This is a genomic window from Mesorhizobium sp. W067, assembly GCF_054719525.1.
Genome location: NZ_JBTTII010000001.1, coordinates 374,879 through 399,214 on the forward strand (window position 1 = coordinate 374,879; position 24,336 = coordinate 399,214).

General features: G+C 63.4%; 17 protein-coding genes. 13 read left to right on the plus strand and 4 right to left on the minus strand.

Annotation, left to right across the window (positions count from 1 at the left end):
* The gene (cysQ, locus tag ACYG97_RS01750; RefSeq protein ID WP_031196090.1) at window positions 1-789 is read left to right on the plus strand and encodes a 3'(2'),5'-bisphosphate nucleotidase CysQ; all 789 of its coding nucleotides are present in this window, start codon (window positions 1-3) and stop codon (window positions 787-789) included.
* 1 nt (window position 790) lies between these two features.
* Here cysQ and ACYG97_RS01755 read toward each other — a convergent pair whose 3' ends face one another.
* The 4 genes from ACYG97_RS01755 to ACYG97_RS01770 form a co-directional block, all read right to left on the minus strand.
* Window positions 791-1,933 carry a DegT/DnrJ/EryC1/StrS family aminotransferase gene (locus ACYG97_RS01755; protein ID WP_023684583.1) on the minus strand — a complete coding sequence of 381 codons (1,143 nt, stop codon included), beginning with the start codon at window positions 1,931-1,933 and terminating at the stop codon, window positions 791-793.
* Window positions 1,934-2,229: 296 nt separating this feature from the next.
* A complete protein-coding gene (locus tag ACYG97_RS01760; protein ID WP_023684582.1) occupies window positions 2,230-3,153 on the minus strand; it encodes a carbohydrate kinase family protein in 924 nt (307 codons plus the stop codon).
* Window positions 3,150-3,596, minus strand: a complete 447-nt coding sequence (locus tag ACYG97_RS01765) for an RbsD/FucU family protein (protein WP_023684581.1) — start codon at window positions 3,594-3,596, stop codon at window positions 3,150-3,152. Before ACYG97_RS01765 ends, ACYG97_RS01760 begins: the two co-directional genes overlap by 4 nt.
* The gene (locus ACYG97_RS01770; protein ID WP_023702241.1) at window positions 3,597-4,823 is read right to left on the minus strand and encodes an ROK family transcriptional regulator; all 1,227 of its coding nucleotides are present in this window, start codon (window positions 4,821-4,823) and stop codon (window positions 3,597-3,599) included.
* A gap of 264 nt (window positions 4,824-5,087) precedes the next feature.
* Between ACYG97_RS01770 and ACYG97_RS01775 the strand changes: the two genes are divergently transcribed.
* The 12 genes from ACYG97_RS01775 (at window position 5,088) to ACYG97_RS01830 (ending at window position 24,332) form a co-directional block, all read left to right on the plus strand.
* Window positions 5,088-6,065: a sugar ABC transporter substrate-binding protein gene (locus ACYG97_RS01775; protein WP_081725578.1), complete on the plus strand. Its 978-nt coding sequence runs from the start codon at window positions 5,088-5,090 to the stop codon at window positions 6,063-6,065.
* Window positions 6,066-6,215: 150 nt separating this feature from the next.
* On the plus strand, window positions 6,216-7,277 hold the full coding sequence (locus ACYG97_RS01780; protein ID WP_023732068.1) for an ABC transporter permease: 1,062 nt from the start codon (window positions 6,216-6,218) through the stop codon (window positions 7,275-7,277).
* Entirely contained in the window at window positions 7,274-8,056 is a 783-nt protein-coding gene (locus ACYG97_RS01785; RefSeq protein ID WP_023670726.1) for an ATP-binding cassette domain-containing protein, read from the plus strand. The genes ACYG97_RS01780 and ACYG97_RS01785 overlap by 4 nt, the downstream gene beginning before the upstream one ends.
* A gap of 140 nt (window positions 8,057-8,196) precedes the next feature.
* A complete protein-coding gene (locus ACYG97_RS01790) occupies window positions 8,197-10,659 on the plus strand; it encodes a glycogen/starch/alpha-glucan phosphorylase (RefSeq protein WP_023670727.1) in 2,463 nt (820 codons plus the stop codon).
* A 70-nt stretch (window positions 10,660-10,729) separates the two neighbouring features.
* Window positions 10,730-12,943, plus strand: coding sequence for a 1,4-alpha-glucan branching protein GlgB (gene glgB, locus ACYG97_RS01795; RefSeq protein ID WP_023732067.1), 2,214 nt, complete (start codon window positions 10,730-10,732; stop codon window positions 12,941-12,943).
* Window positions 12,944-13,026: 83 nt separating this feature from the next.
* On the plus strand, window positions 13,027-14,292 hold the full coding sequence (gene glgC, locus ACYG97_RS01800) for a glucose-1-phosphate adenylyltransferase (RefSeq protein ID WP_023715696.1): 1,266 nt from the start codon (window positions 13,027-13,029) through the stop codon (window positions 14,290-14,292).
* A 19-nt stretch (window positions 14,293-14,311) separates the two neighbouring features.
* On the plus strand, window positions 14,312-15,757 hold the full coding sequence (glgA, locus tag ACYG97_RS01805; protein ID WP_023692759.1) for a glycogen synthase GlgA: 1,446 nt from the start codon (window positions 14,312-14,314) through the stop codon (window positions 15,755-15,757).
* Between the two features lie 3 nt (window positions 15,758-15,760).
* Window positions 15,761-17,389 carry an alpha-D-glucose phosphate-specific phosphoglucomutase gene (locus tag ACYG97_RS01810; RefSeq protein ID WP_023732066.1) on the plus strand — a complete coding sequence of 543 codons (1,629 nt, stop codon included), beginning with the start codon at window positions 15,761-15,763 and terminating at the stop codon, window positions 17,387-17,389.
* A 157-nt stretch (window positions 17,390-17,546) separates the two neighbouring features.
* On the plus strand, window positions 17,547-19,547 hold the full coding sequence (gene glgX, locus ACYG97_RS01815) for a glycogen debranching protein GlgX (protein ID WP_023732065.1): 2,001 nt from the start codon (window positions 17,547-17,549) through the stop codon (window positions 19,545-19,547).
* Window positions 19,547-21,193, plus strand: coding sequence for a beta-galactosidase BglA (gene bglA, locus ACYG97_RS01820; RefSeq protein WP_023732064.1), 1,647 nt, complete (start codon window positions 19,547-19,549; stop codon window positions 21,191-21,193). Before glgX ends, bglA begins: the two co-directional genes overlap by 1 nt.
* Before the next feature lie 448 nt (window positions 21,194-21,641).
* Window positions 21,642-23,234 carry a peptide ABC transporter substrate-binding protein gene (locus ACYG97_RS01825; protein ID WP_023670734.1) on the plus strand — a complete coding sequence of 531 codons (1,593 nt, stop codon included), beginning with the start codon at window positions 21,642-21,644 and terminating at the stop codon, window positions 23,232-23,234.
* Window positions 23,235-23,408: 174 nt separating this feature from the next.
* Complete coding sequence (locus ACYG97_RS01830; RefSeq protein ID WP_023684574.1) at window positions 23,409-24,332, plus strand: ABC transporter permease subunit; 924 nt, start codon at window positions 23,409-23,411, stop codon at window positions 24,330-24,332.
* Window positions 24,333-24,336: the final 4 nt, after the last annotated feature.

Below are 24,336 nucleotides of genomic sequence, written 5' to 3' on the forward strand. Positions count from 1 at the left end.
ATGCTCGACGTGTTCGAGCGCCTGGCGCTCGAAGCCGGACGCGAGGTGATGCGGGTCTTCAAGGCCGGCTGCGCGGTCGACAGCAAGTCGGACTCCTCGCCGGTCACGGAAGCCGACCGCGAGAGCGAGACGATCATCCTCGCCGGCCTGCGTGCGGCCTATCCCGATATTCCCTGCGTGGCCGAGGAAGAGGTCGCCGAAGGCATTGTGCCGCCCGATCTGGATGGCGCCTTCTTCCTGATCGATCCGCTCGATGGAACGAAGGAATTCGTCAACCGCCGGACCGATTTCACCGTCAACATCGCGCTTGTCCGGCACGGCGTGCCGGAGATCGGCGTCGTCTTCGCACCGTGCAGCGGGCGGTTCTTCTCTGGACGGCCGGGCTGGGCCGAAGCAATCGAGGTCGATGGCGACTTCCGTATCGTCGGCCGCCGGCGGATTTCGGTTAGGAGGGCGGTCACGCCGCTGGCGGTCGTTGCCAGCCGCTCGCACAACACCCCGGAGACCGAAGCCTTCATCAAGGATCTCGGCGCCGCCGAGATCGTCTCGGTCGGCTCATCGCTGAAATTCTGCCTGCTCGCCGCAGCCGAAGCCGACATCTATCCGCGCTTCGGCCGCACCATGGAATGGGACACGGCGGCCGGCGACGCCGTACTGCGCGCCGCCGGCGGCATGACGCGCACGCTGGACGGCGAGCCGCTCACCTATGGCAAGCGCAAACAGAGCGACGACGAGGATTTCGCCAACCCGCATTTTATTGCGAGCGGGAAGGCGGCGGACGCGGCGTAACTTACGCCGCCGCTACATGCGCCGAGTTCGAGCCAATGTAGTTGCGGATCGTCTCGATGATGCGGTCCTGGTCGGCTTCGCTGAGATAGGGATGCATCGGCAGGCACAGGATGCGCTTCGGCAGTTCCTCCGAAACCGCAAGCCCGGTCGGCGTGCGCGGATAGTCGCGATAGGCGACCTGCTCGTGCAGCGGCTTCACATAATAGATCACCGAAGGGATGCCCTTTTCGCCGAGATGCGCCCTCAACCCGTCGCGCTTCGGCGTCTCGATGGCGTATTGCGCCCAGGCCGAGCGGCCACCGCCCAGATTGCGTGACGCCTTGACGATGTCGCCGAGACCTTCGGCGTAGCGCTTGGCCACCACCTGGCGGGCGACCATCTCGTCTTCGAGGATGGCGAGTTTCTCGATCAGGATCGCCGCCTGGATGGTGTCGAGGCGTGAATTGATGCCGACGCGGACATTGTCATACTGCGTCCCGCCCTTACCGTGGAACGCAAACGAGCGCAGCTGGTCGGCCAGCGCGTCGTCATTGGTGAACATCGCGCCGCCATCGCCGTAGCAGCCCAGCGGCTTGGCCGGATAAAAGCTGGTCGAGCCGACATGGCCGAAGGCGCCGCACATTGTGCCGTCGGCCGAACCGCCGATCGACTGCGCCGCATCCTCGATCACCAGCAGCCCTTCGCGCCTGGCAATCGCCATGATCGCCTCGTAGTTGGCGGCAAGCCCAAACAAGTCGACGGGAATGATCGCCTTCGGCTTCAGCCGGCCTTCCTTCTTGATCATGGCGATCGCCGCCTCGAGGCTGGCGATGTCGATGTTGTAGGTCTCGGCCTCGACATCGACGAACACTGGTTCGGCCTTGGCAAGCGCCACCACTTCCGCCGTCGCGGCAAAGGTGAAGCTCGGCACGAACACCGCGTCGCCGGGGCCGATACCGGCGGCAAACAGCGGCAACAGCAGCGCGTCGGTGCCGTTGGCGCAGGCCACGACATGCTTGGTGCCGATATAGGCTGCGAGCTTGTTTTCGAATTCGGTGACTTGCGGTCCGAGGATATAGCGGCCTTCCTCGACGACATTGTCGATCGCGGCCTTCAGCCGGTCGCGGATACGTTCGCGCTGCGCGCCAAGATCGATGAACTGCATGTCGGCCTCAAAACGGTGTGGTGCGGGCTGCCCCGGGGACAATGACACGCACAGAAACAACAACTTAACCGGGCCGCTGGTACCAGAGTTGGGCCGGTCTAGAAAGCCGGACCGGCCGCGGGACGGGTTGTCTAGGTGTCGCAGCCTGTTACTTCAGGCTTTCCCTGCATTGCCGCAAGATGCCGGAAATCCGGGCTTCGCCGCCTATTAATCCGGCTGATCAGTCCGTCTTTCCGGCTCGCGGAAACATAAAGTGATCGGCTGCTTGCAGCGGCTGGCGGCGGACTAAGCGTGGATCAGGCGATTTCGTGCCGCCAGGGCGGGTTGGCGCCGGCCCGCGACACGGTCACCGCCGCCGCTTTGGCGCCGAGCGCCAGCGCCTGACGGATGGCGTCCTCCGAAAGGCCGCCGATCCCGGCCTTGGTGAGCAGGCCTTGCTCGTGCAGCGAGGCCAGAATGCCGGCATTGAAAGTGTCGCCGGCGCCGACCGTGTCGACCACCTCCACCTTATGCGGCATCACCGTGACCTTGTGTTCCCTGCTGTAGCCGACGGCACCTTCGCTGCCGTGGGTAACGACGATCAGCTTCGGGCCGCGATCCAGCCAGTTGCGGATGACGTCCTCATGCGAGCCGGCCTCGCCGAACCAGTGCAGATCCTCATCCGATAGCTTCACGATGTCGGCCATCGCCATCATCGAGCGGATGCGCCGGAGGTGCTTGGCTTTGTCGGGGATGAAGTTCGGCCGGATGTTGGGGTCGAGCATCATGACGCGGCGTTCGTGCTCGCGTTTCATGAATTCTTCGTAGGCAGCACCCGCCGGGTCCGAAATCAGGCTGATGGCGCCAAACAGCATGGCTTCGATCTCGGCGCCCAGTTTCGGCAGATCCTCTGTCGTCAGCATGCGCCCGGCGGTGTTTTCGTCGTAGAAAGTGTAGGTCGCCTGGCCGTTGGTGAGCCGCACGAAGGCGAGCGTGGTCGGGCGAGGGGAGGTGTGCGCATAGGTGGAGCTGACCTTGCTTGCGCCGAGCGCCTCGCGGAACTGGCCGCCGAACAGATCCGACGACAGGCCGGAAAAGAAGCCGGCGGGCGCGCCGAGGCGGCCAAGCGCGATCGCCGTGTTGAACACCGCGCCGCCGACATAGGGCGCAAAGGCCGGCTCGCCCTGTGTCGTGGTGCGCGGCAGCATGTCGATCAGGGCTTCGCCGCAGCAGAGGATCATGATTTCTTGTTCTCCGGCGGATAGATCACGCCCTTGCGGATGATGATGTTGGCGTAGAGCCGGGGTTCGCTGGTCCCGACGATCGCATATGCCGACCGGACGCGTGCATAGAAGTCGGCGCCCGCCAGCGCAACCACCTTGCGGCCCGGCGCGCGCCTGGTGCAGATCGTTTCGATTTCATGGTGGACCGGATCGGCGACCGAGGGATCGCCTTTTACCGAGGCACGAAACAGCGCTTCCGGCACGAAGTCGTCCACCGGCAGCACGCTCAAAATGGCGTCAAGCACCGGTATGAGGTGAAGACCGTCGGCGCGGATCAGCCGGTTTGCCTGTTCTTCCGCCGGATAGTTGCCGTCGACGAGCGCGATCTCGTCGCCATGGCCCATGGCGCGCAATGTCGCCAGAAGCTCCGGACCGAGCAGCGACGGAATACCGATCAGCATTCAGATGCTCCTGGAAATCGTGGTCGAACCGATGAGGAAGCGTTCGGACAGCGGCAGGCTGGCGCCGCCCAGCGCGCGGGCATGGATGCCGACGGTGCCTTCGCGCACCACCGGAAGCTTCAGCCCTTCGCCATCGATCGTACCGATCGCCTGCCTGATCGCATCGACGAGCCGGCGCCGGACAGCGAGCGGCATCCAGCCGTCGATCACCGCGGCCTCGAAATCGATCACCGAGGACGCCGATACGATGGCATAGGCCAGCGCCTGAGCGGCATTGGCGATCCAGTCGTCGAGCTCGTGACCGATCTCGCCCCAATCCTCAGGCGACGTCCACAGATGCGAAGCCTCGACGCCGCGTGCGTTAAGCGCCTTTTCCAGCATGGCGATCGAGGCGACGTCGATGAGCTGCGTCGGCTTGCCGTCCGGCCCCGGCACCGGCATCGAACCCAGCGCCCCGGCATTTCCGGTTGGCCCGCCGAACAGCCGGCCGTTGAGCACGATGCCGCCGCCGGCAAAGGCGCCGATATAGAAATAGACGAAGTCGCGCGCCCCGCCGGTCTGGCCGAACACCAGTTCGGCGCCGCAGGCGGAGGTGGCGTCATTCTGCAGATAGACCGGGAATTCGCACTGCGCCTGGATGTCGGCACGGATGTCGCGATGGCGCCATTCGTCCATGATGTCGCGCGGCGCGCCGGCGGTGTCGGCCCAGTTCCACAGTTCGAACGGCATGGCGATGCCGAGCCCGGCAATGCGCTTGTCCTGCGCAGGTGTCAGTTCGGCGCGCATCGTCTTCATGCCTTCGGTGACGAACTCAACCGTCTCGCGCGGCGCCGGATAGCGGTAGGAGTGCTGCAGCATGGAACGCACAGTTCCGAGGAAATCGATCAGCACCAGTTCGGCGCTGCGGCGGCCGATCTTGAGGCCGATGAAGAAGGCGCCTTCGGGGTTCAGCGCCATCGGGATGGAGGGCTGGCCGATCTTGCCGCGCAACGGCGCCTGGCGCAGCAGCAGGCTGTCTTCCTCCAGTTCGCGCATGATGACCGAGACGGTCTGCGCTGAAAGCCCGGTCATGCGCGCAATGTCTGATTTGGCCAAGCTGCCGTGCTGGCGAACCAACGACAGCACCAGCCGCTCATTGTGGTCGCGCATGCCGCTCTGGTTGGTGCCACGGTGGAGACGGCTGGCGGCCGCCTCGGGCGAACCGTGCCTCGCAATGCCGGTCTCCACCCTTGTTCCTTCCCTTGGTTTATTCTTACTGCTTTTGCGGCAGAATGAGTGAACCGCGCAAAGCTGTCAATAATAAATAAGAGTGATTTAATTATTGACAGGCGGCTCCCGCTGGTGTCATTTGAGGGCGCGTCCACACTGGGAGAACTTCAGTGGATGCGCTCAAGATGCCGGTTGGCGGCATCCGCATGGTTCCATGGGAGGAAGATCGTGACCAAAGCTTTATTGAAGTCCACCGTGTTCGCCGCGGCGGGCCTCGGCCTGATGGCGTTTGCTTCGACAGCATCGGCCGCCGGCGTCGGCGCCTGCCTGATCACCAAGACCGACACCAACCCCTTCTTCGTCAAGATGAAGGAGGGCGCGACCGCCAAGGCCAAGGAACTTGGCGTCGACCTCAAGACCTATGCCGGCAAGATCGACGGCGACAGCGAGAGCCAGGTGGCGGCGATCGAAAGCTGCATCGCCGACGGCGCCAAGGGCATCCTGATCACCGCGTCCGACACCAAGGGCATCGTGCCGACGGTGAAGAAGGCGCGTGACGCCGGCCTGCTGGTGATCGCGCTCGATACCCCGCTGGACCCGATCGATGCCGCCGACGCGACCTTCGCGACGGACAATCTGGAAGCCGGCAAGCTGATCGGCGCCTGGGCAGCCGCGACCCTCGGCGACAAGGCCAAGGACGCCAAGATCGGTTTCCTCGACCTGACCCCCTCACAGCCGACCGTGGATGTGCTGCGCGACCAGGGCTTCATGATGGGCTTCGGCATCGACGTGAAGGATCCCAACAAGATCGGCGATGAGGACGATGCCCGCATCGTCGGCCACGACGTCACCAACGGCAATGAAGAAGGCGGCCGCAAGGCGATGGAAAACCTTCTGCAGAAGGACAACTCCATCACCGTCATCCACACCATCAACGAGCCCGCCGCTGTCGGCGCCTACCAGGCGCTCAAGGCGGTCGGTCTCGAAAGCCAGGTGCTGATCGTCTCGGTCGATGGCGGCTGCCCCGGCGTGAAGTCGGTGACCGAAGGCGTCATTGGCGCCACCTCGCAGCAATACCCGCTGCAGATGGCGGCACTCGGCATCGAGGCGATCGCCGCCTTCGCCAAGGACGGCGCCAAGCCGAAGCCGACCGAAGGCAAGAACTTCTTCGACACCGGCGTCAACCTCGTCACCGACAAGCCGGCCAATGGCGTGAAGTCGATCGACACCAAGGAAGGCCTCGCCAAGTGCTGGGGCTGATGGCTGCCTGACAGCCAGCGGCAAGCTGACGGCCGGGGGCTTGATCCCCGGCCGCTTCGGGTGGACGATGCGTCACGCGAATAATCCCGGCAGCAGACCGGACAGGCGCGAGCGGGTATCGGCATGGAGCTGAAGCCCAGGGGAGGAAACATGGCTCAAGCACAGGAATTCGAGAAGGTTCTCTCGAGCAGCGACACAAGCGTTGCCGCCTTTGACGAGCACAAATCGGCCGTCAAGCGGATCCAGCATTTCCTGCACTCCACGCCGGCGGCGGTGCCGCTGATTGTGCTGGTCTTGTCGATCGTCATTTTCGGCATCGCCATTGGCGGGCGTTTCTTCTCATCCTATACGCTGACGCTGATCCTGCAGCAGATCGCCATCGTCGGCATCCTCGGTGCCGCGCAGACACTGGTCATCCTGACCGCCGGCATCGACCTGTCGGTCGGCGTGATCATGGTGATTTCGGCCGTGATCATGGGCAATTGCGCGGTCAGCTACGGCATGCCGGCCGTGCTCGCAGTGCCCATCGGGCTTGCCGCCGGCGCAGCCTGCGGCCTGCTCAACGGCTTGCTGGTCGCCTACATGAAGCTGCCGCCGTTCATCGTCACGCTCGGCACCTGGAACATCGTCATGGCGACGAACTTCATCTATTCGGCCAATGAGACGATCCGCGATACCGACGTCGACGCCCAGGCGCCGCTGCTGCATCTCTTTGCCCTGAGTTTCAAGATCGGCACGGCGGTGCTGACACTGGGCGTCATCGCCACGGTCGTGCTCGTTTTGATCCTCTGGTACGTGCTCAATCACACCGCCTGGGGCCGCCATGTCTACGCCGTTGGCGATGATCAGGAGGCGGCGAAGCTGTCTGGCATCCAGACCAAGAAGGTGTTGATGACGGTCTACACCCTTGCCGGGTTGATCGCCGCTTTCGCTGCCTGGGTGTCCATCGGCCGCAACGGCTCGATCTCGCCGTCAGCCGCCGTCACCGACTACAACCTGCAGGCGATAACCGCGACGGTGATCGGCGGCATTTCACTGTTCGGCGGGCGCGGCTCAATTCTGGGCACGCTTTTCGGCGCGATGATCGTCGGCGTCGTCTCGATGGGCCTCAACATGCTGGGCGCCGATCCGCAATGGAAGGTGCTGCTCACCGGTGTGCTGATCATCGGCGCCGTGGCGATCGACCAATGGATCAGAAAGGTTTCGGCATGACCGTGGAACCCATCCTCACCGCGCGCGGCCTGATCAAGCGCTATGGCCGTGTCACCGCCCTCGACAATGCCGACTTCGACCTCTACCCCGGCGAAATCCTGGCCGTCATCGGAGACAATGGCGCCGGCAAATCATCGCTGATCAAGGCGATTTCCGGCGCCGCCGTGCCCGACGAAGGCGAGATCCGTCTTGAAGGCAAGGCTGTCGCTTTCAAATCGCCCATGGAGGCGCGCGAGGCGGGCATCGAGACGGTCTACCAAAACCTGGCTTTGTCGCCGGCCCTGTCGATCGCCGACAACATGTTCCTGGGCCGCGAGATCCGCAAACCCGGCTTCCTCGGCGACTGGCTTCGTATGCTCGACCGGCCCGCAATGGAAAAGCGCGCCCGCGACAAGCTCACCGAGCTTGGGCTGATGACCATCCAGAACATCAGCCAGGCGGTGGAAACGCTGTCGGGCGGCCAGCGCCAGGGCGTGGCGGTGGCGCGCGCCGCTGCTTTCGGCAGCCGCGTGGTGATCATGGACGAGCCGACCGCCGCACTCGGCGTCAAGGAGAGCCGCCGCGTGCTGGAACTGATCCTCGACGTCAAGAAACGAGGCCTGCCGATCGTGCTGATCTCGCACAATATGCCGCATGTCTTCGAGGTTGCCGACCGCATCCATATCCATCGGCTGGGTCGCCGCCTCTGCGTCATCGATCCCAAGCAATATACCATGTCCGACGCCGTCGCCTTCATGACGGGAGCGAAGGTTCCGCCGGAGGCTGCACTCGCTGCCTGATCCGCTCGACGGATAAATTGCCGCAGGGGAACTGGCGGCATGCTGGTCTAAATCGATTGAACGTATGTTGCGATGCACTAGGATAGGCTGGGACTGAGAGCGAAAGCCGGTATGATCGCAGCACGATCACGAGAGGCAGTATGACGCGAACAATGACAGCCAAAGCCCCCGATCTCGAAATACCCGATCCCAAGACGCTGGCCGACGAAGTCTTGCTGGCTCTCAAATACCGGGTCGGCAAAGGCACCTCCGTTGCCACGCAATATGATTGGCTGACAGCCTCGATCAAGGTCGTGCGCGACCGCATCGTCGATCACTGGATGCAGGCGACGCAGGAGGCCTACGCCCAGCAGGAAAAGCGCGTCTATTACCTGTCGCTCGAATTCCTCATCGGCCGGCTGATGCGCGATGCCTTCTCCAATCTCGGCCTGATGGACAATATGCGAGAAGCGCTCAAGTCGCTGGGCGTCGACCTCGACCTCATCGCCGGGCTCGAACCGGATGCAGCGCTCGGCAATGGCGGTCTCGGCCGGCTCGCCGCCTGCTTCATGGAAAGCATGGCGACCGTCGACATTCCCGCGCATGGCTACGGCATTCGCTACGCCAACGGCATGTTCCGCCAGGAGATCCATGACGGCTGGCAGGTCGAACTGCCCGAAACCTGGCTCGACCACGGCAACCCCTGGGAGTTCGAGCGCCGCGAACGCGCCTTCGAAGTCGGCTTCGGCGGCTCGGTGGAATCGATCACCTCCAAGGATGGCCGGCTCGAACGTCACGTCTGGAAGCCGACCGAGCATGTCCAGGCCGTCGCCTACGACACCCCGGTGGTTGGCTGGCGGGCCAACCGCGTCAACACGCTGCGGCTTTGGTCCGGCATGCCGGTCGATCCGATCCTGCTCGACAAGTTCAACGCCGGCGACCACATCGGCGCGCTGGCCGAAAGCAACAAGGCCGATGCCTTGTCGCGCGTGCTTTACCCCGCCGATTCCCACAAGGCCGGCCAGGAACTGCGGCTGCGGCAGGAATATTTCTTCTCCACCGCATCGCTGCAGGACATCGTCCAGCGCCATCTCAGCCAGTATGGCGATCTCGCCTCGCTGCCCGACAAGGCGGCGATCCATCTCAATGACACCCATCCGGCGATCGCCGTGCCAGAGCTGATGCGCCTGCTGATGGACGTCCATGGCATGGATTTCGACCAGGCCTGGGACATCACCAAGCGCACCTTCGGCTACACCAACCACACGCTGCTGCCAGAAGCGCTGGAAAGCTGGCCGGTGCCGCTGTTCGAACGGCTTTTGCCGCGCCATATGCAGATCGTCTACGCCATCAATGCGCAGGTTTTGCTTGAGGCCCGCGCCACCAACCAGTTTTCCAATGAGCAGATCAGCCGCATCTCGCTGATCCAGGAAAATGGCGACCGCCGCGTGCGCATGGGTAACCTGGCCTTTGTCGGCTCGCACTCGATCAATGGCGTGTCGGCGTTGCACACCGAGCTGATGAAGGAGACGGTGTTTGCCGATCTCCACAAGCTCTATCCCGATCGCATCAACAACAAGACCAACGGAATCACGCCACGCCGCTGGCTGATCCAGTGCAATCCAGGCCTCACCGCGCTCGCCCGCGCGGCGATCGGGGACCGTTTCCTCGACGACATCGACGCCATCAAGGGGCTCGAAGCCTTTGCCGGTGACGCCGCCTTCCGCGACAAGTTCGCCGCCGTCAAGCGCTCCAACAAGATCAAGCTCGCCAATCTGGTCGCCGACCGGCTCGGCATCAAGCTCGACCCGTCGGCGCTGTTCGACATCCAGGTCAAGCGCATCCACGAATACAAGCGCCAGCTGCTCAACATCCTGGAAGCGATCGCGCTCTACGACCAGATCCGCTCGCATCCCGAACAGGACTGGATGCCGCGCGTCAAATTCTTCGGCGGCAAAGCGGCGCCCAGCTACCACAATGCCAAGCTGATCATCAAACTGGCCAACGACGTTGCCAAGGTCATCAACAGCGACCCGTCGGTGCGCGGCCTGCTGAAAGTGGTGTTCGTGCCGAACTACAATGTCAGCCTGGCCGAGGTGATGATGCCGGCCGCCGACCTGTCCGAGCAGATTTCGACTGCCGGCATGGAGGCGTCGGGCACCGGCAACATGAAGTTCGCGCTGAACGGCGCCTTGACCATAGGCACGCTCGACGGCGCCAATGTCGAGATCAAGGAATGCGTCGGCGACGACAACATCTTCATCTTCGGCCTGAGCACGGCGGAAGTCGCCGAGCGGCGCAGCAATGGCTACAACCCGCGCGCCGTGATCGAGGGCTCCCCTGAATTGGCGCAGGCTGTTGCCGCAGTATCGTCGGGCGTGTTCTCGCCCGACCAGCCGGATCGCTACCGCGAGCTGGTCGACGGTCTCTACAACAGCGACTGGTTCATGGTGGCGGCGGATTTCGACGCCTATGCCGCCGCCCAGCGCGATGTCGACGCCGTCTGGCGCAACAGCCCCGATTGGTACGCGCGCGCTATCCGCAACGTTGCCCGCGTCGGCTGGTTCTCTTCCGATCGCACGATCCGCCAATATGCGAAAGAAATCTGGAACGTGCCCGCCTGATATGATTGCATGAGGCCACGACAATGGGTCTTGTGCACAAGAACTGGTTCCCAGGGAGGGACACCGCCTGATGAAGAAACCGCGCGCGACCGCGACGACGAGCGGGTCGGACGGGCTGGCGTCAGCCGGCGATGTCGCCGCAATTGTTGCAGGCACGCATGGCGATCCTTTTGCAATCCTGGGCGTGCATGATGCCGGCAAGAGCCTGGTTGCCCGCTGCTTCGTCCCCAATGCCGAGTTCGTCACCGCATACACGCTGGCCGGCAAGAACGCCGGCGAACTCACGCGGCGCGACGACGCCGGTTTCTTCGAAGGCAGACTGTCGATCAAGAAGCGTCAGCCGCTGCGCTATCACGCCAAAAATGCCGGCGGCGACTGGTGGCTGACCGATCCCTATTCCTTCGGCCCGGTGCTCGGCCCGATGGACGACTACTATATCGCGCAAGGGTCGCACCTCAGGCTGTTCGACAAGCTCGGCGCCCATCTCCTCGACCATGAAGGCGCGTCGGGCGTCCATTTCGCCGTCTGGGCGCCCAATGCAAGGCGCGTCTCCGTGGTCGGCGACTTCAACGAATGGGACGGCCGCCGGCACACGATGCGCGACCGCCGCGACACCGGCATCTGGGAGCTGTTCATTCCCGATATCGGCGCTGGCCACCCCTATAAATACGAGATCATTGCCCCCGACGGCGTGCGCCTGCCGCTCAAGGCCGATCCGTTCGCCTTCAAGTCGGAATTGCGCCCGGCCACAGCCTCAGTGACGGCGGTGCCGCCGGCGCATGAATGGGGCGACGAGGCGCATCGCAATTACTGGCGAAAGGCCGATCCCCGGCGCGAAGCCATATCGATCTACGAGGTCCATGCCGGTTCGTGGCAGCAGCACGATGATGGCAGCTTCCTGTCATGGGACGAACTCGCCAACCAGCTGATCCCCTATGCTGTCGAGACCGGCTTCACCCACATCGAGTTCCTGCCGATCTCCGAACATCCCTATGACCCGTCATGGGGTTATCAGACAACCGGACTTTATGCCCCCTCGGCGCGCTTCGGCGACCCCGACGGCTTCGCCCGTTTCGTCGACGGTGCGCACCGCGCCGGCGTCGGCGTCATCCTCGACTGGGTGCCGGCGCATTTCCCGGTCGACGCGCATGGCCTGGCCAATTTCGACGGCACAGCACTTTATGAGCATGCCGACCCGCGCAAGGGTTTTCATCCCGACTGGAACACCGCGATCTACAATTTCGGCCGCCGCGAGGTGGTGTCGTTCCTGGTCAACAATGCGCTGTTCTGGGCCGAGAAATACCATGTCGACGGTTTGCGCGTGGATGCAGTGGCCTCGATGCTCTACCTCGATTATTCGCGCAAGGCTGGCGAATGGATCCCCAACGAGAAAGGCGGCCGCGAAAACCTCGAAGCGGTGTCCTTCCTGCAGAAGATGAACAAGGAGGTCTACGGCCACCATCCCGGCGTGATGACCATCGCCGAGGAATCGACCTCATGGCCGAAGGTCTCGGCGCCGGTGCATGAAGGCGGGCTGGGCTTCGGCTTCAAATGGAACATGGGCTTCATGCACGACACGCTGGAGTATTTCGCCAAGGAGCCGATCTTCCGCAAACATCACCACAACGACCTGACCTTCGGCCTGACCTACGCCTTCTCCGAGAATTTCGTGCTGCCGCTGTCCCATGACGAGGTCGTGCACGGCAAGGGCACGCTGCTCGGCAAGATGGCCGGCGACGACTGGCAGAAGTTCGCGACTTTGCGCGCCTTTTACGCCTTCATGTGGGGCTATCCCGGCAAGAAGCTGTTGTTCATGGGCCAGGAATTCGCCCAGCGCCGCGAGTGGAGCGAGGCGCGCGCGCTCGACTGGAACCTGCTCGACTTCCACCCGCATCGCGGCGTCTGGCAGACGGTGCGCGACCTCAACTATCTCTACCGCTCGCGCCCGGCGCTGCATGCGCGCGACTGCGAACCGGACGGCTTTTCCTGGCTGATCGTCGACGACAAGGAAAATTCGGTCTTCGCCTGGCTGCGCAGCGCGCCCGACGGCAACCCGATCGCCGTCATTTCCAACTTCACGCCGGTGCCGCGTGACAATTATCGCGTGCCATTGCCCAAGGTCGGCAAATGGCGCGAAATCATCAACACCGACGCTTCGGACTACGGTGGTTCGGGCAAGGGCAATGGCGGTGCGGTCGAAGCCAGGGTGGAAGGAGGAGGCATTTCGGCAACGATGCTTTTGCCGCCGCTGTCGACGATCATGCTTGAACTCGTTGCGGACTAGATCCGTCAACTCGTTTCGGATTAGGTCCGTCGACCCGTTGCGGACCGGGCGATGCTCCAGACTGGTAATTTGGGAGGGTAAAAATGGCAGACTTGAAGAGAACCCAGCCGCTGGCGCGCGATGCCATGGCCTATGTGCTGGCCGGCGGCCGCGGCAGCCGGCTCAAGGAATTGACCGACCGCAGGGCCAAGCCGGCTGTCTATTTCGGCGGCAAGACGCGCATCATCGATTTCGCGCTGTCCAACGCGCTGAATTCCGGCATCCGCCGCCTCGGTGTCGCCACCCAGTACAAGGCGCATTCGCTGATCCGCCACCTGCAGCGCGGCTGGAACTTCCTGCGCCCGGAGCGAAACGAAAGCTTCGACATCCTGCCGGCCTCCCAGCGTGTCTCGGAAACCCAGTGGTATGAAGGCACGGCCGACGCCGTCTACCAGAACATCGATATTATCGAAGCCTATGGCCCCGAATACATGGTCATCCTCGCCGGCGACCACATCTACAAGATGGACTACGAGCTGATGCTGCGCCAGCACGTCGACGCCAATGCCGACGTCACTGTTGGTTGCCTTGAAGTGCCGCGCTTGGAAGCGACCGGCTTCGGTGTCATGCATGTCGACGGCAAGGACAACATCATCGCCTTCGTCGAAAAGCCCGCCGACCCGCCCGGCATTCCCGACAAGCCGGAATTCGCGCTGGCCTCGATGGGCATCTATGTCTTCAAGACCAAGTTCCTGATGGAACAGCTGCGCCGCGATGCGGCCGAGCCAGGCTCCAGCCGCGACTTCGGCAAGGACATCATCCCCTACATCGTCCAGCACGGTAAGGCGATCGCGCATCGCTTCGCCAAGTCCTGCGTGCGCTCGACGGCCGAGAACGAAGCCTATTGGCGCGATGTCGGCACGGTCGACGCCTACTGGGAAGCTAATATCGACCTGACCGACATCACTCCCGAACTCGACCTCTACGACCGCGACTGGCCGATCTGGACCTATGCCGAATTGAAGCCGCCGGCAAAGTTCGTGCATGACGAGGATGGCCGGCGCGGTTCGGCCGTCTCCTCGCTGGTCTCAGGCGATTGCATCGTCTCGGGTGCTTCGCTGAAGCGCAGCCTGATCTTCACCGGCGCGCGCATCAACTCCTATTCGACGCTGGAAGAGGTCGTCATGCTGCCCGACGTTCATGTCGGCCGGAACGCAAAGTTGAAGCGCGTCGTCATCGACCACGGTGTAAGGATACCGGAAGGGCTGGTGGTTGGCGAAGACCCTGTTCTCGACGCCAAGCGTTTCCGGGTTTCGGAAAAGGGCATCTGCCTGGTCACGCAGGACATGATCGACAAGCTGAAGCTGTAAGACGGGGTACCATAAACGCATGCAGGTTCTGTCGGTCACGCCCGAGATATTCCCGCTGATCAAGACCGGCGGACTTGCCGACGTGACCGGCGCATTGCCGATCGCGCTGGCCGCCAAGGGCGTGACCATGCGCACGCTCATCCCCGGCTTTCCCCAGGTGATGGACGCCTTCAAGAAAAAGAAGGCTGTCTACCAATACCCGCTGCTGCAGGGCGGCAAGGCTTCGGTCCATGCCGTCAAGATCGCCGGGCTCGACCTGTTCGTGCTCGACGCGCCGCATCTCTACGACCGTCCCGGCGGCCCTTACGGCAATGCGGCCGGCGCCGATTGGCCCGACAATTGGCGGCGTTTTGCTGCGCTGAGCCAGGTCGGTGGCGATATCGCCGGCGGCGCCATTTCCGGCTACCAGCCGGATCTCGTCCACGCCCATGACTGGCAGTCGGCGATGACGCTGGCCTATATGCGCTACGGCAAGGCGGTCGGCGTGCCGTCGCTGATCACGGTTCACAACCTTGCCTTCCAGGGTCAGTTCGGCGCCGGCATTTTTGGCGAGCTCGGCTTGCCGGCCGCGGCGATGGCGCTTGACGGCGTCGAATATTATGGCGGCGTCGGCTTCCTCAAGGCCGGCCTGCAGGCGGCCTGGGCGATCACCACGGTGAGCCCCACCTATGCCCAGGAAATCCGCTCGCCGGAATTCGGCATGGGCCTCGACGGCCTGATCAACATGCGCTCTTCCGACCTCTACGGCATCGTCAACGGCATCGACACCGACATCTGGAACCCGGAGACCGACAAGCATCTGGTGTCGGCCTACTCCGCCGCGACGCTCAAGGCTCGGCTTCCCAACCGGGCGGTTGTCGAGGACCGCTTCAGCCTCGAGCGCGATGACAGTCCGATCGTCTGCGTCGTCAGCCGGCTGACCTGGCAGAAGGGCATGGACATACTGGCGGCTGTGGTCGACGGCGTCGTCGCCACCGGCGCGCGGCTGGCGATCCTCGGCTCAGGCGACGCCGGCCTGGAAGGCGCGCTGCTGGCTGCCACCGCCCGCCATCGCGGCCGTGTCGGCGTCGTCGTCGGCTATGACGAGGGGCTTTCCCACACCATGCAGGGCGGCTGCGACGCCATCGTCATCCCGTCGCGCTTCGAGCCTTGCGGGCTGACCCAGCTTTACGGCCTACGCTATGGCTGCGTGCCGGTCGTCGCCCGCACCGGCGGCCTTGCCGACACCATCATCGACGCCAATGAAGCAGCGATCTCGGCCGGTGTCGCCACCGGCTTCCAGTTCGCGCCCAATAGTGGCGGCGCCATGCTGCACGCCATCCGCCGGCTGGTCGATGCGCATTCGAGCCCGGCCGTCTGGGAACAGATCCAGCGCCAGGGCATGAAGGCCGATGTCTCCTGGGACAAGAGCGCCGACAAATACGTTGAACTCTACCGCCTGCTGCTTTCGAAAAGGGTTGCCTGAAGCATGATCCGGACCGTCGCCACCAAACCCTATCTCGACCAGAAACCCGGCACGTCCGGCCTGCGCAAGAAGGTGCCTGTCTTTCAGCAGGAGCACTATGCCGAGAACTTCATCCAGTCGATCTTCGACGCGCTGGAGGGCTTTGAGGGCAAGACGCTGGTGATCGGCGGCGACGGCCGCTTCTACAACCGCGAGGTCATCCAGAAGGCCATCGCCATGGCGGCGGCCAACGGCTTCGGCAAGGTGATGGTCGGGCAGGGCGGCATATTGTCGACGCCGGCGGCGTCGCATGTCATCCGCAAATACAAGACCTTCGGCGGCATCATCCTGTCGGCCAGTCACAATCCGGGCGGCCCGCACGAGGATTTCGGCATCAAGTACAATGCCGGCAATGGCGGCCCGGCGCCGGAAAAGCTGACCGACGCGATCTTCGAAAAGACCAAGACGATTTCGAGCTTCAAGACCGTTGACATCGACCAGATCGACATCGACAAGATCGGCACGGTGACCGCCGGCGGCATGGCGGTCGAGATTATCGACCCGGTCACCGACTATGCCGAATTGATGGAGAGCCTGTTCGACTTCGACGCCATCCGCGCCAATTTCAAATACGGCTTCCGCATGCGCTTCGACGCCATGCATGCGGTCACCGGCCCGTATGCCAAGGAAATCCTCGAGCGCCGGCTCGGCGCGGAGAATGGCACCTGCCGCAACTACAAGCCGCTGCCGGATTTTGGCGGCCATCACCCGGATCCGAACCTGGTCCACGCCAAGCATCTCTATGACGAGATGATGGGACCGGATGCGCCCGATTTCGGCGCCGCTTCCGACGGCGACGGTGACCGCAATCTCATCATCGGCAAGGGTATTTTCGTCACCCCGTCGGATTCGGTGGCCATGCTTGCCGCCAATGCGCAATTGGCGCCGGGCTACAAGGACGGCCTCAAAGGCATCGCCCGCTCGATGCCGACCAGCGGCGCTGCCGACCGCGTCGCCGAACAGCTCGGCATCGGCATCTACGAGACGCCGACCGGTTGGAAGTTCTTCGGCAATCTGCTCGATGCCGGCATGGCAACGATCTGCGGCGAGGAAAGCGCCGGCACCGGCTCGAACCATGTCCGTGAAAAGGACGGGCTGTGGGCGGTGCTGTTGTGGCTGAACATCCTGGCCGTGCGCGGCGAAAGCTGCAAGGACGTCGTCACCGAACATTGGGCGACCTACGGCCGCAATTACTATTCACGTCATGACTATGAGGAGGTCGAAACCGAGCGCGCCAACGCCCTGGTCGACGAGTTGCGCGCCAAGCTCGCTTCGCTGCCCGGCACCAGCGTGCGCGGACTGAAGATCGCCAATGCCGACGACTTCGCCTATCACGATCCCGTCGACGGTTCGGTGAGCAAGAACCAGGGCATCCGCATCCTGTTCGAAGGCGGCTCGCGTGTCGTGTTTCGTTTGTCCGGCACCGGCACGTCGGGTGCTACGCTGCGCGTCTACATCGAGCGCTACGAGCCGGACAGAGCGCGGCATGATCTCGACACGCAAGAGGCGCTCGCTGACCTGATCGCGGCTGCCGATGATATCGCCGGGATCAAGAGCCACACCGGGCGCAACAAGCCGAGCGTGATTACTTGAGGGTGGTGACGTCTTTACCCTCCCCCTTGTGGGGAGGGTCGATCCGCGCAGCGGATCGGGTTGGGGGTGCTCGTAAAGCGCTTTCCCCGCGCCGACCCCCACCCCGCTCACTTCGTTCGCGACCCTCCCCACAAGGGGGAGGGTGGAGGATGCGCCGATGACCCAACTCGGCGCAACGGTCACTCCCGAAGGCATCCGTTTTGCCGCCTGGTCGTCCTCGGCGCGGCGGCTCTGGGTGTCGATCTTCGACGACACTGGCGCCCACGAAATCGACCGGCTCGAACTCCAGCCGGAAAGCGAGGGCGTCCATGCGCTGTTCGTCGCCGGCCTTGCCGCGGGTACGCGCTACGGCTTTCGCGCCGACGGCGAATATGCGCCGGTGCGCGGGCTGTGGTTCGATCCCGACAAGCTGCTCACCGATCCCTACGCCGTCGAAATCGACCGGCCCTACCAGCATCATTGGCGGCTTGCCGCCCGGCGCAACGAAGGCGCCGACACCGCGCCACTGATGCCGAAGACCATCGCGCGGGCTCAACCGAAGCCGCTGCCGGCCAAGCCGCCTTTGTTCCAGCCAGGCGGCCTGATCTACGAACTCAACGTCCGCTCCTTCACCAGGCTGCATCTGGACGTACCGGAAGCGCAGCGCGGCACCATTGCCGCACTTGCGCATCCGGCCATCCTCGAACACCTCAGAAAGATCGGCGTCTCCGCCGTTGAGCTAATGCCCGTGACGGCATGGATCGATGAGCGCCATCTACCGCCGCTCGGCCTCAGCAACGCATGGGGCTACAACCCAGTCACCTTCATGGCGCTCGATCCGCGGCTGGCGCCGGGCGGCCTCGCCGAATTGCGTGATACGGTGGGGGTGCTGCGCAAGGCTGGCATTGGCACGATCCTCGATCTCGTCTTCAATCATACCGGCGAAAGTGACCGGCTCGGGCCGACGCTGTCGCTGCGCGGCCTCGACAATCAAGCCTACTACCGCAGCGAGCCGGACGGCAGGTTGGTCAACGATACCGGCACCGGCAATACCATCGCCTGCGACCATCCGGTCGTTCGCGACATGGTACTCGACACGCTGCGCCATTTCGTCCGCCAAGCCGGCGTCGACGGTTTCCGCTTCGACCTGGCGCCGGTCCTCGGTCGCGTCGATGGCGCATTCGATCCGGCAGCCCCGTTGCTCGAAACCATCGCAACCGATCCCATCCTTGCCGACAGGGTGCTGATCGCCGAGCCCTGGGACATCGGCCCGAATGGCTATCAGCTCGGCAATTTCCGGCCGCCTTACCTCGAATGGAACGACCGCTACCGCGACGACGTCAGGCGCTTCTGGCGCGGCGATGCCGGCACGGTCGGTGCGCTGGCGACAAGGCTCGCCGGCTCCTCCGATGTGTTCGGCAGGGAGGGCCAATCCGCCAGCCGCACGGTCAACTTCATCGCCGCGCACGATGGCATGACGCTGGCCGATATCGTCGCTTATGAAGCCAAGCACAACCAAGCCAATGGCGAGAAGAACCGCGACGGCCACAATGAGAACCTGTCCTGGAACAACGGCGTCGAGGGCGAAACCTCGGACAAGGTGATTGCCGAGGCCCGTTCCCATGATCGCTTCGCGCTGCTCGCCACTCTGTTTGCCTCGCGCGGCACCATCATGCTGACGGCCGGCGATGAATTCGGCCGCACGCAAGGGGGCAACAACAACGCCTATGCGCAGGACAACGCCATCACCTGGCTCGACTGGGCCGGGCGCGACGTCGGGCTGGAAGCCCATGTGTCGGCGCTCGCAGCTCTGCGCGGCGCGGTGCCGGCGCTTTCCGATACGCGCTTCCTGACCGGAGAGCCGCCGGACGGTTCTGATGTGCCCGACGTCGCCTGGCTGACCGAGACCGGCGCGCTGCTCAGCGAAGCCGACTGGAACGATGGCTCGCGCCATCGCCTCGTCATGCTGCTCGGCGATGGCGGGGAAGGCCGCCTGGCTGTGATCGTCAATGGCGATCGCCGCCAATGCGTCTTCACGCTGCCCGCGCGGCAAGGGTTTGAATGGCAGCCGGCTGTTGAAGCGCAAGCGGTCGACCTCGCGTGGCCGCTGCCCGGCCGCAGTGTCAGTTTCATGATCGAGCGCCGGACCGCAAAGGCCCGCGCCAGGAAGGGTCCGTGATGGCCGACGACAATGCCCAGCCGGGACCCGAACAGAGCGCCGACTGGTGGCGCGGCTGCGTCATCTACCAGATCTATCCTCGCTCGTTCCAGGACACCACCGGCGACGGCAGCGGCGACCTCTCAGGCATCACCTCACGGCTGGCGCACGTCGCCTCGCTCGGCGTCGACGCCGTCTGGCTGTCGCCCTTCTTCAAATCGCCAATGGCCGATATGGGCTACGACGTCTCCGACTATCAGGCGGTCGATCCGATGTTCGGCACGCTCGACGACTTTGACGCGCTGGTTGCCGAGGCGCACAGGCTCGGCCTGAAGGTGATCATCGATCAGGTGTTGTCGCACTCCTCCGACAAGCACGAATGGTTTGTAGAGAGCCGTGCCAGCAAGGATAATCCCAAGGCTGACTGGTATGTCTGGGCCGACACCAGGCCGGACGGCAACGCGCCCAACAACTGGCTGTCGGTCTTCGGCGGCCCGGCCTGGGAGTGGGACGCGACCCGCCGGCAATACTACATGCACAATTTCCTCGCCTCGCAGCCGGACCTCAACTTCCACAATCCTGAGGTTCAAGACGCGTTGTTGCAGACGGTGCGGTTCTGGCTCGAGCGCGGCGTCGACGGCTTCCGCCTGGATACGGTCAACTACTATGTCCACGACCGCTGGCTGCGCAGCAATCCGCCGCTGGCGTCGAGCGTCGCCGGCACCAATGGCGAAACCAACACCTATCTCTTCCAGGAGCATCTGTTCGACAAGACGCAACCGGAAAACCTCGGTTTCCTCAGGCGCTTCCGCGCTTTGCTCGACGAATATGACGGCCGCGCCAGTGTCGGCGAGGTCGGCGACGAAGGCCGTTCGCTGCAGACGCTGGCCGCCTACACATCCGGCGGCGACAAGCTCAACATGTGCTACACCTTCGACCTGCTCGGTCAGCAATTCTCAGCCGCCCATGTGCGCGGATGCGTCGAGGCCTTCGAGGCAGCTGTCGCCGACGGCTGGGTCTGCTGGGCGTTCTCCAACCACGATGTCGTGCGCCATGTCAGCCGCTGGACGCGGCCGGGCGGCGATCCAGATGCGGTGGCGACATTCGCTATCGCTTTGCTCTCCTGCCTGCGGGGCTCGATCTGTCTCTACCAAGGCGAAGAGCTTGGGCTGGAGGAGGCGGAACTGACCTTCGAGGATCTGCGCGATCCCGTCGGCATCCGTTTCTGGCCGGGGGTAAAGGGCAGGGACGGCTGCCGCACACCGATGGTCTGGGAAGCGGGCGCCGACAATGCCGGTTTTTCCTCGGGAAAACCCTGGCTGCCGGTGCCGGAAAGCCACCGCGCTCGGGCGGTCGATATCCAGAACGCCGACGACAAGTCCGTGCTCGCCGGCTACCGGACGATGCTCGCCTTGCGCAAGGCGCATCTGGCGCTGGTCAAGGGCCCGATCCGCTTTCTCGATACCGACGGCGATGTCCTTGCCTTCATCCGGCAGGGCGAGGACGAGATATTGCTCTGCGTCTTCAATTTCGCCGACAAGCCGGCCGACTGGCGGCTGCCGGATCTCCAGCTTGTCGAGGCGATCGCTCTGGGTGGCGGTGCCGTCCTGCAGGAGGAGGGGCTGTCGCTGCAGGCCCTGGGCTGGTTTGTCGGCAAGGTAGGCTGATCTTTCAGGGACGCCGTCCGGCGTAAACAAAGATCGTGTCCGCATGCAACCATGCCGAGCGATCCGTGCAACGCCACCGGCGCCACGTTTTTCATTTTCGGGCTTCTTCGGTACTTTCGTCGAGCTTGGCCACGAACGGCATTCCTGAAATGTTTCCAGATGGTTGCGCTAATGACAACTGCTGAGGGCAAAACCCAAAATTCAGGACAACCACAAGCTGCACCCAATTGGACCTTGTAATATAGATTAGCTATGGCTGGTTTAGGGTGAGGATGCTCACTTAGCGTCAAGCAAGACTCGGTTGAAATAATATTTCCGTCTGTCTAGTCTCCTGCCACCAGCTGCCGGAACGGGAACCGGCGGCGCGCTCGAAGGGGCCAGAAATCGGTTCCGGGGCGTCAACACTCGTAAGGCGCAGCCGATGGGCAGCGCCACAGGGAGAGACTTCATGCTGAAAAATATGCTGAAGGCGACGCTTGTCGCCGCGACCATGACCTTTGCCGCAGGCACGTTCCTGACGCCGGCCCTTGCCGAGACCGTCTATAACAGAGGCAGCGCCGCCGAAGCGGAGACGGTCGATCCGCACAAGACCTCGACCGTCTACGAAGCCGATATCATACGCGACCTGTTCCAGGGACTGGTCATGCACGATCAGAAGACCAACCTCATCCCGGGCGCCGCCGAAAGCTGGACGGTATCTGATGACGGCACCGTCTACACCTTCAAGCTGCGCAAGGACGGCTTGTGGTCGGATGGCAGCCCGGTGACGGCGGACGACTTCGTCTATTCCTTCCGTAGGCTGGAGGATCCGGCGACCGCCGCCGAATACGCTTCCATGCTCTATCCCGTGAAGAACGCCGAGGAAGTCAACACCAAGAAAGGCAAGCCCGAGGACATGGGCGTCAAGGCGATCGACGCCAACACCCTGGAAGTGACGCTGAAGGCGCCGACGCCATACTTCCTCGAGATGCTGACCCACCAGGCTACCTACCCGGTCAACAAGGCCTCGATCGACAAGCTCGGCGCCGACTGGATCAAGGCGGGCAATCTCGTTTCGAACGGCGCCTATACATTGGCCGAGTGGATTCCCAACGACCACATGAAGCTGGTCAAGAATCCGAAATTCTGGGATGCCGCGACCGTCAAGATGGACGTCGTCAACTACATCCCGACCGAAGACCGCTCTTCGGCGATGAAGCGCTTCGAGGCAGGTGAACTCGACAGCTACGGCGACCTGCCGACCGAACAGCTCGCTGACCTCAAGACCAAGTTCGGCGATCAGGTCCGCGTCGGACCGTATCTCGGCACCTATTATTACGCGATCAAGACCGACAAGGCGCCCTGGGACAATGTCGAGCTGCGCAACGCCATCTCGATGGCTATCGACCGCGACTTCCTGGCCGAAAAGGTCTGGCAGAATTCCATGCTGCCTGGCTATTCGATGGTGCCTCCGGGCATCGCCGGCTACACGCCGGCAATGGCCAAATACGCCGACATGCCGCAGATCGACCGCGAGGACGCCGCCAAGAAGATCCTTGAGAAACTCGGCTATACGCCCGAGCATCCGCTGAAGATGGAGATCCGCTACAACACCTCGGAAAACCACAAGAACACCGCGGTTGCCATCCAGGAACAGTTGAAGCCGCTTGGCGTCGAGATCACGCTGCTCAACACCGATACCAAGACCCACTATTCCTTCCTCGAGCAGAAGGGCAACTACGACGTGGCGCGTGCCGCCTGGATCGCCGACTACAAGGATCCCGAGACCTTCCTCGGCATCACCCGCAAGGCCAGCGGCAACAACTATTCGAACTACGTCAGCCCGGCATATGAGGCGGCCATGGACAAGGCCGCCGCTGCCGGCGGCAAGCCGGAAGAGCGCATGAAGGACCTCACTGAGGCCGAGCGCATCCTTGTCGATGACGTCGGCAACATTCCGCTTCTCTACTACAGCTTCCACGATATCGTTTCCTCGAAGCTGCATGGCTTCGATGACAATGTGATGGACATCCATCCGTCCCGCTTCGTCTCCAAGGACTGATAATCATCCTTGACTGGACCGCCGCGCCCCATTTGGGCGCGGCGGACTGGTCGGTCATCGCACCGGTTCGAAAGTCGTGGTCGATTTTCGGCAAGCCCGGTGCGAAGATTTGGCGCCGGAGCGTGGCAATGCGTCCGCATGGACGTATGTCGCTCTGGCCGAAGCGGGGCGCCGATGCTGCGATACATCTTACGGCGGCTTCTGACCGCCATTCCGACGCTATTCGTCATCGTGACCATGGCGTTCTTCCTGATACGCGTCGCACCGGGCGGCCCCTTCAATCAGGAGCGGGGCCTCAGTCCCGAGATCAGGGCCAATCTGGAAGCACAGTTCGGCCTCGACGATCCGCTCTGGCTGCAATATGCCCACTATCTCGGCAATCTTCTGCGCGGCAATTTCGGGCCGAGCTACAATTTGCCTGACTTCACCGTCACCGAACTGTTTGCCAAGGGGCTGCCGATATCGGTCCAGCTCGGCACCTCGGCGCTGATCCTGGCGCTGCTGCTTGGTTCGGTGCTCGGCACCATCGCCGCGCTCAACCAGAACAAGCTTGGCGACTATACGGTGATTGCGCTGGCGACCGCCGGCAGCACCATCCCCACCTTCGTCATCGCTCCTGTGATTCAGCTGGTGTTCGGATTGACCTGGAAGCTGTTGCCGATCGGCGGCTGGGGTGATGGCGCATTGATCAACAAGATCGGCCCGGTGCTGACGCTGGCCTTGCCGCAGATCGCCATCGTTGCCCGCCTGATGCGCGGGTCGATGATCGAGAGCTTGCGTTCGCATCATATCCGAACGGCGCGTGCGCTCGGCCTCTCCGACTGGTCGGTGGTGGTCAAGCACGCGCTGCGCGGCGCCATCCTGCCGATCGTTTCCTTCACCGGCCCGGCAGCCGCGGCGCTGCTCACCGGTTCGGTCATCGTCGAGACCATCTTCTCCATTCCCGGTGTCGGCCGCTATTTCGTCGATGCCGCGCTCAACCGCGACTACACGCTGGTGATGGGGACCGTGGTGGTGATCGCGCTCTTCACCATCGTCTTCAACCTGATCGTCGACGTCATGTACGCGGTCGTCGACCCGAGGGTACGCTATGACTGAGGGT

Excerpts from the sequence above, each read along its gene's own strand:
- ACYG97_RS01810 (WP_023732066.1), top strand. The coding sequence starts at position 15,761 with ATGATCCGGACCGTCGCCACCAAACCCTATCTCGACCAGAAACCCGGC.
- ACYG97_RS01830 (WP_023684574.1), top strand. The coding sequence starts at position 23,409 with ATGCTGCGATACATCTTACGGCGGCTTCTGACCGCCATTCCGACGCTA.
- ACYG97_RS01760 (WP_023684582.1), bottom strand. The coding sequence starts at position 3,153 with ATGATCCTCTGCTGCGGCGAAGCCCTGATCGACATGCTGCCGCGCACC.
- ACYG97_RS01765 (WP_023684581.1), bottom strand. The coding sequence starts at position 3,596 with ATGCTGATCGGTATTCCGTCGCTGCTCGGTCCGGAGCTTCTGGCGACA.
- ACYG97_RS01790 (WP_023670727.1), top strand. The coding sequence starts at position 8,197 with ATGACGCGAACAATGACAGCCAAAGCCCCCGATCTCGAAATACCCGAT.
- ACYG97_RS01775 (WP_081725578.1), top strand. The coding sequence starts at position 5,088 with ATGGCGTTTGCTTCGACAGCATCGGCCGCCGGCGTCGGCGCCTGCCTG.
- ACYG97_RS01780 (WP_023732068.1), top strand. The coding sequence starts at position 6,216 with ATGGCTCAAGCACAGGAATTCGAGAAGGTTCTCTCGAGCAGCGACACA.
- ACYG97_RS01755 (WP_023684583.1), bottom strand. The coding sequence starts at position 1,933 with ATGCAGTTCATCGATCTTGGCGCGCAGCGCGAACGTATCCGCGACCGG.
- glgA (WP_023692759.1), top strand. The coding sequence starts at position 14,312 with ATGCAGGTTCTGTCGGTCACGCCCGAGATATTCCCGCTGATCAAGACC.
- cysQ (WP_031196090.1), top strand. The coding sequence starts at position 1 with ATGCTCGACGTGTTCGAGCGCCTGGCGCTCGAAGCCGGACGCGAGGTG.
- ACYG97_RS01785 (WP_023670726.1), top strand. The coding sequence starts at position 7,274 with ATGACCGTGGAACCCATCCTCACCGCGCGCGGCCTGATCAAGCGCTAT.
- bglA (WP_023732064.1), top strand. The coding sequence starts at position 19,547 with ATGGCCGACGACAATGCCCAGCCGGGACCCGAACAGAGCGCCGACTGG.
- ACYG97_RS01825 (WP_023670734.1), top strand. The coding sequence starts at position 21,642 with ATGCTGAAAAATATGCTGAAGGCGACGCTTGTCGCCGCGACCATGACC.
- glgB (WP_023732067.1), top strand. The coding sequence starts at position 10,730 with ATGAAGAAACCGCGCGCGACCGCGACGACGAGCGGGTCGGACGGGCTG.
- glgC (WP_023715696.1), top strand. The coding sequence starts at position 13,027 with ATGGCAGACTTGAAGAGAACCCAGCCGCTGGCGCGCGATGCCATGGCC.
- glgX (WP_023732065.1), top strand. The coding sequence starts at position 17,547 with ATGACCCAACTCGGCGCAACGGTCACTCCCGAAGGCATCCGTTTTGCC.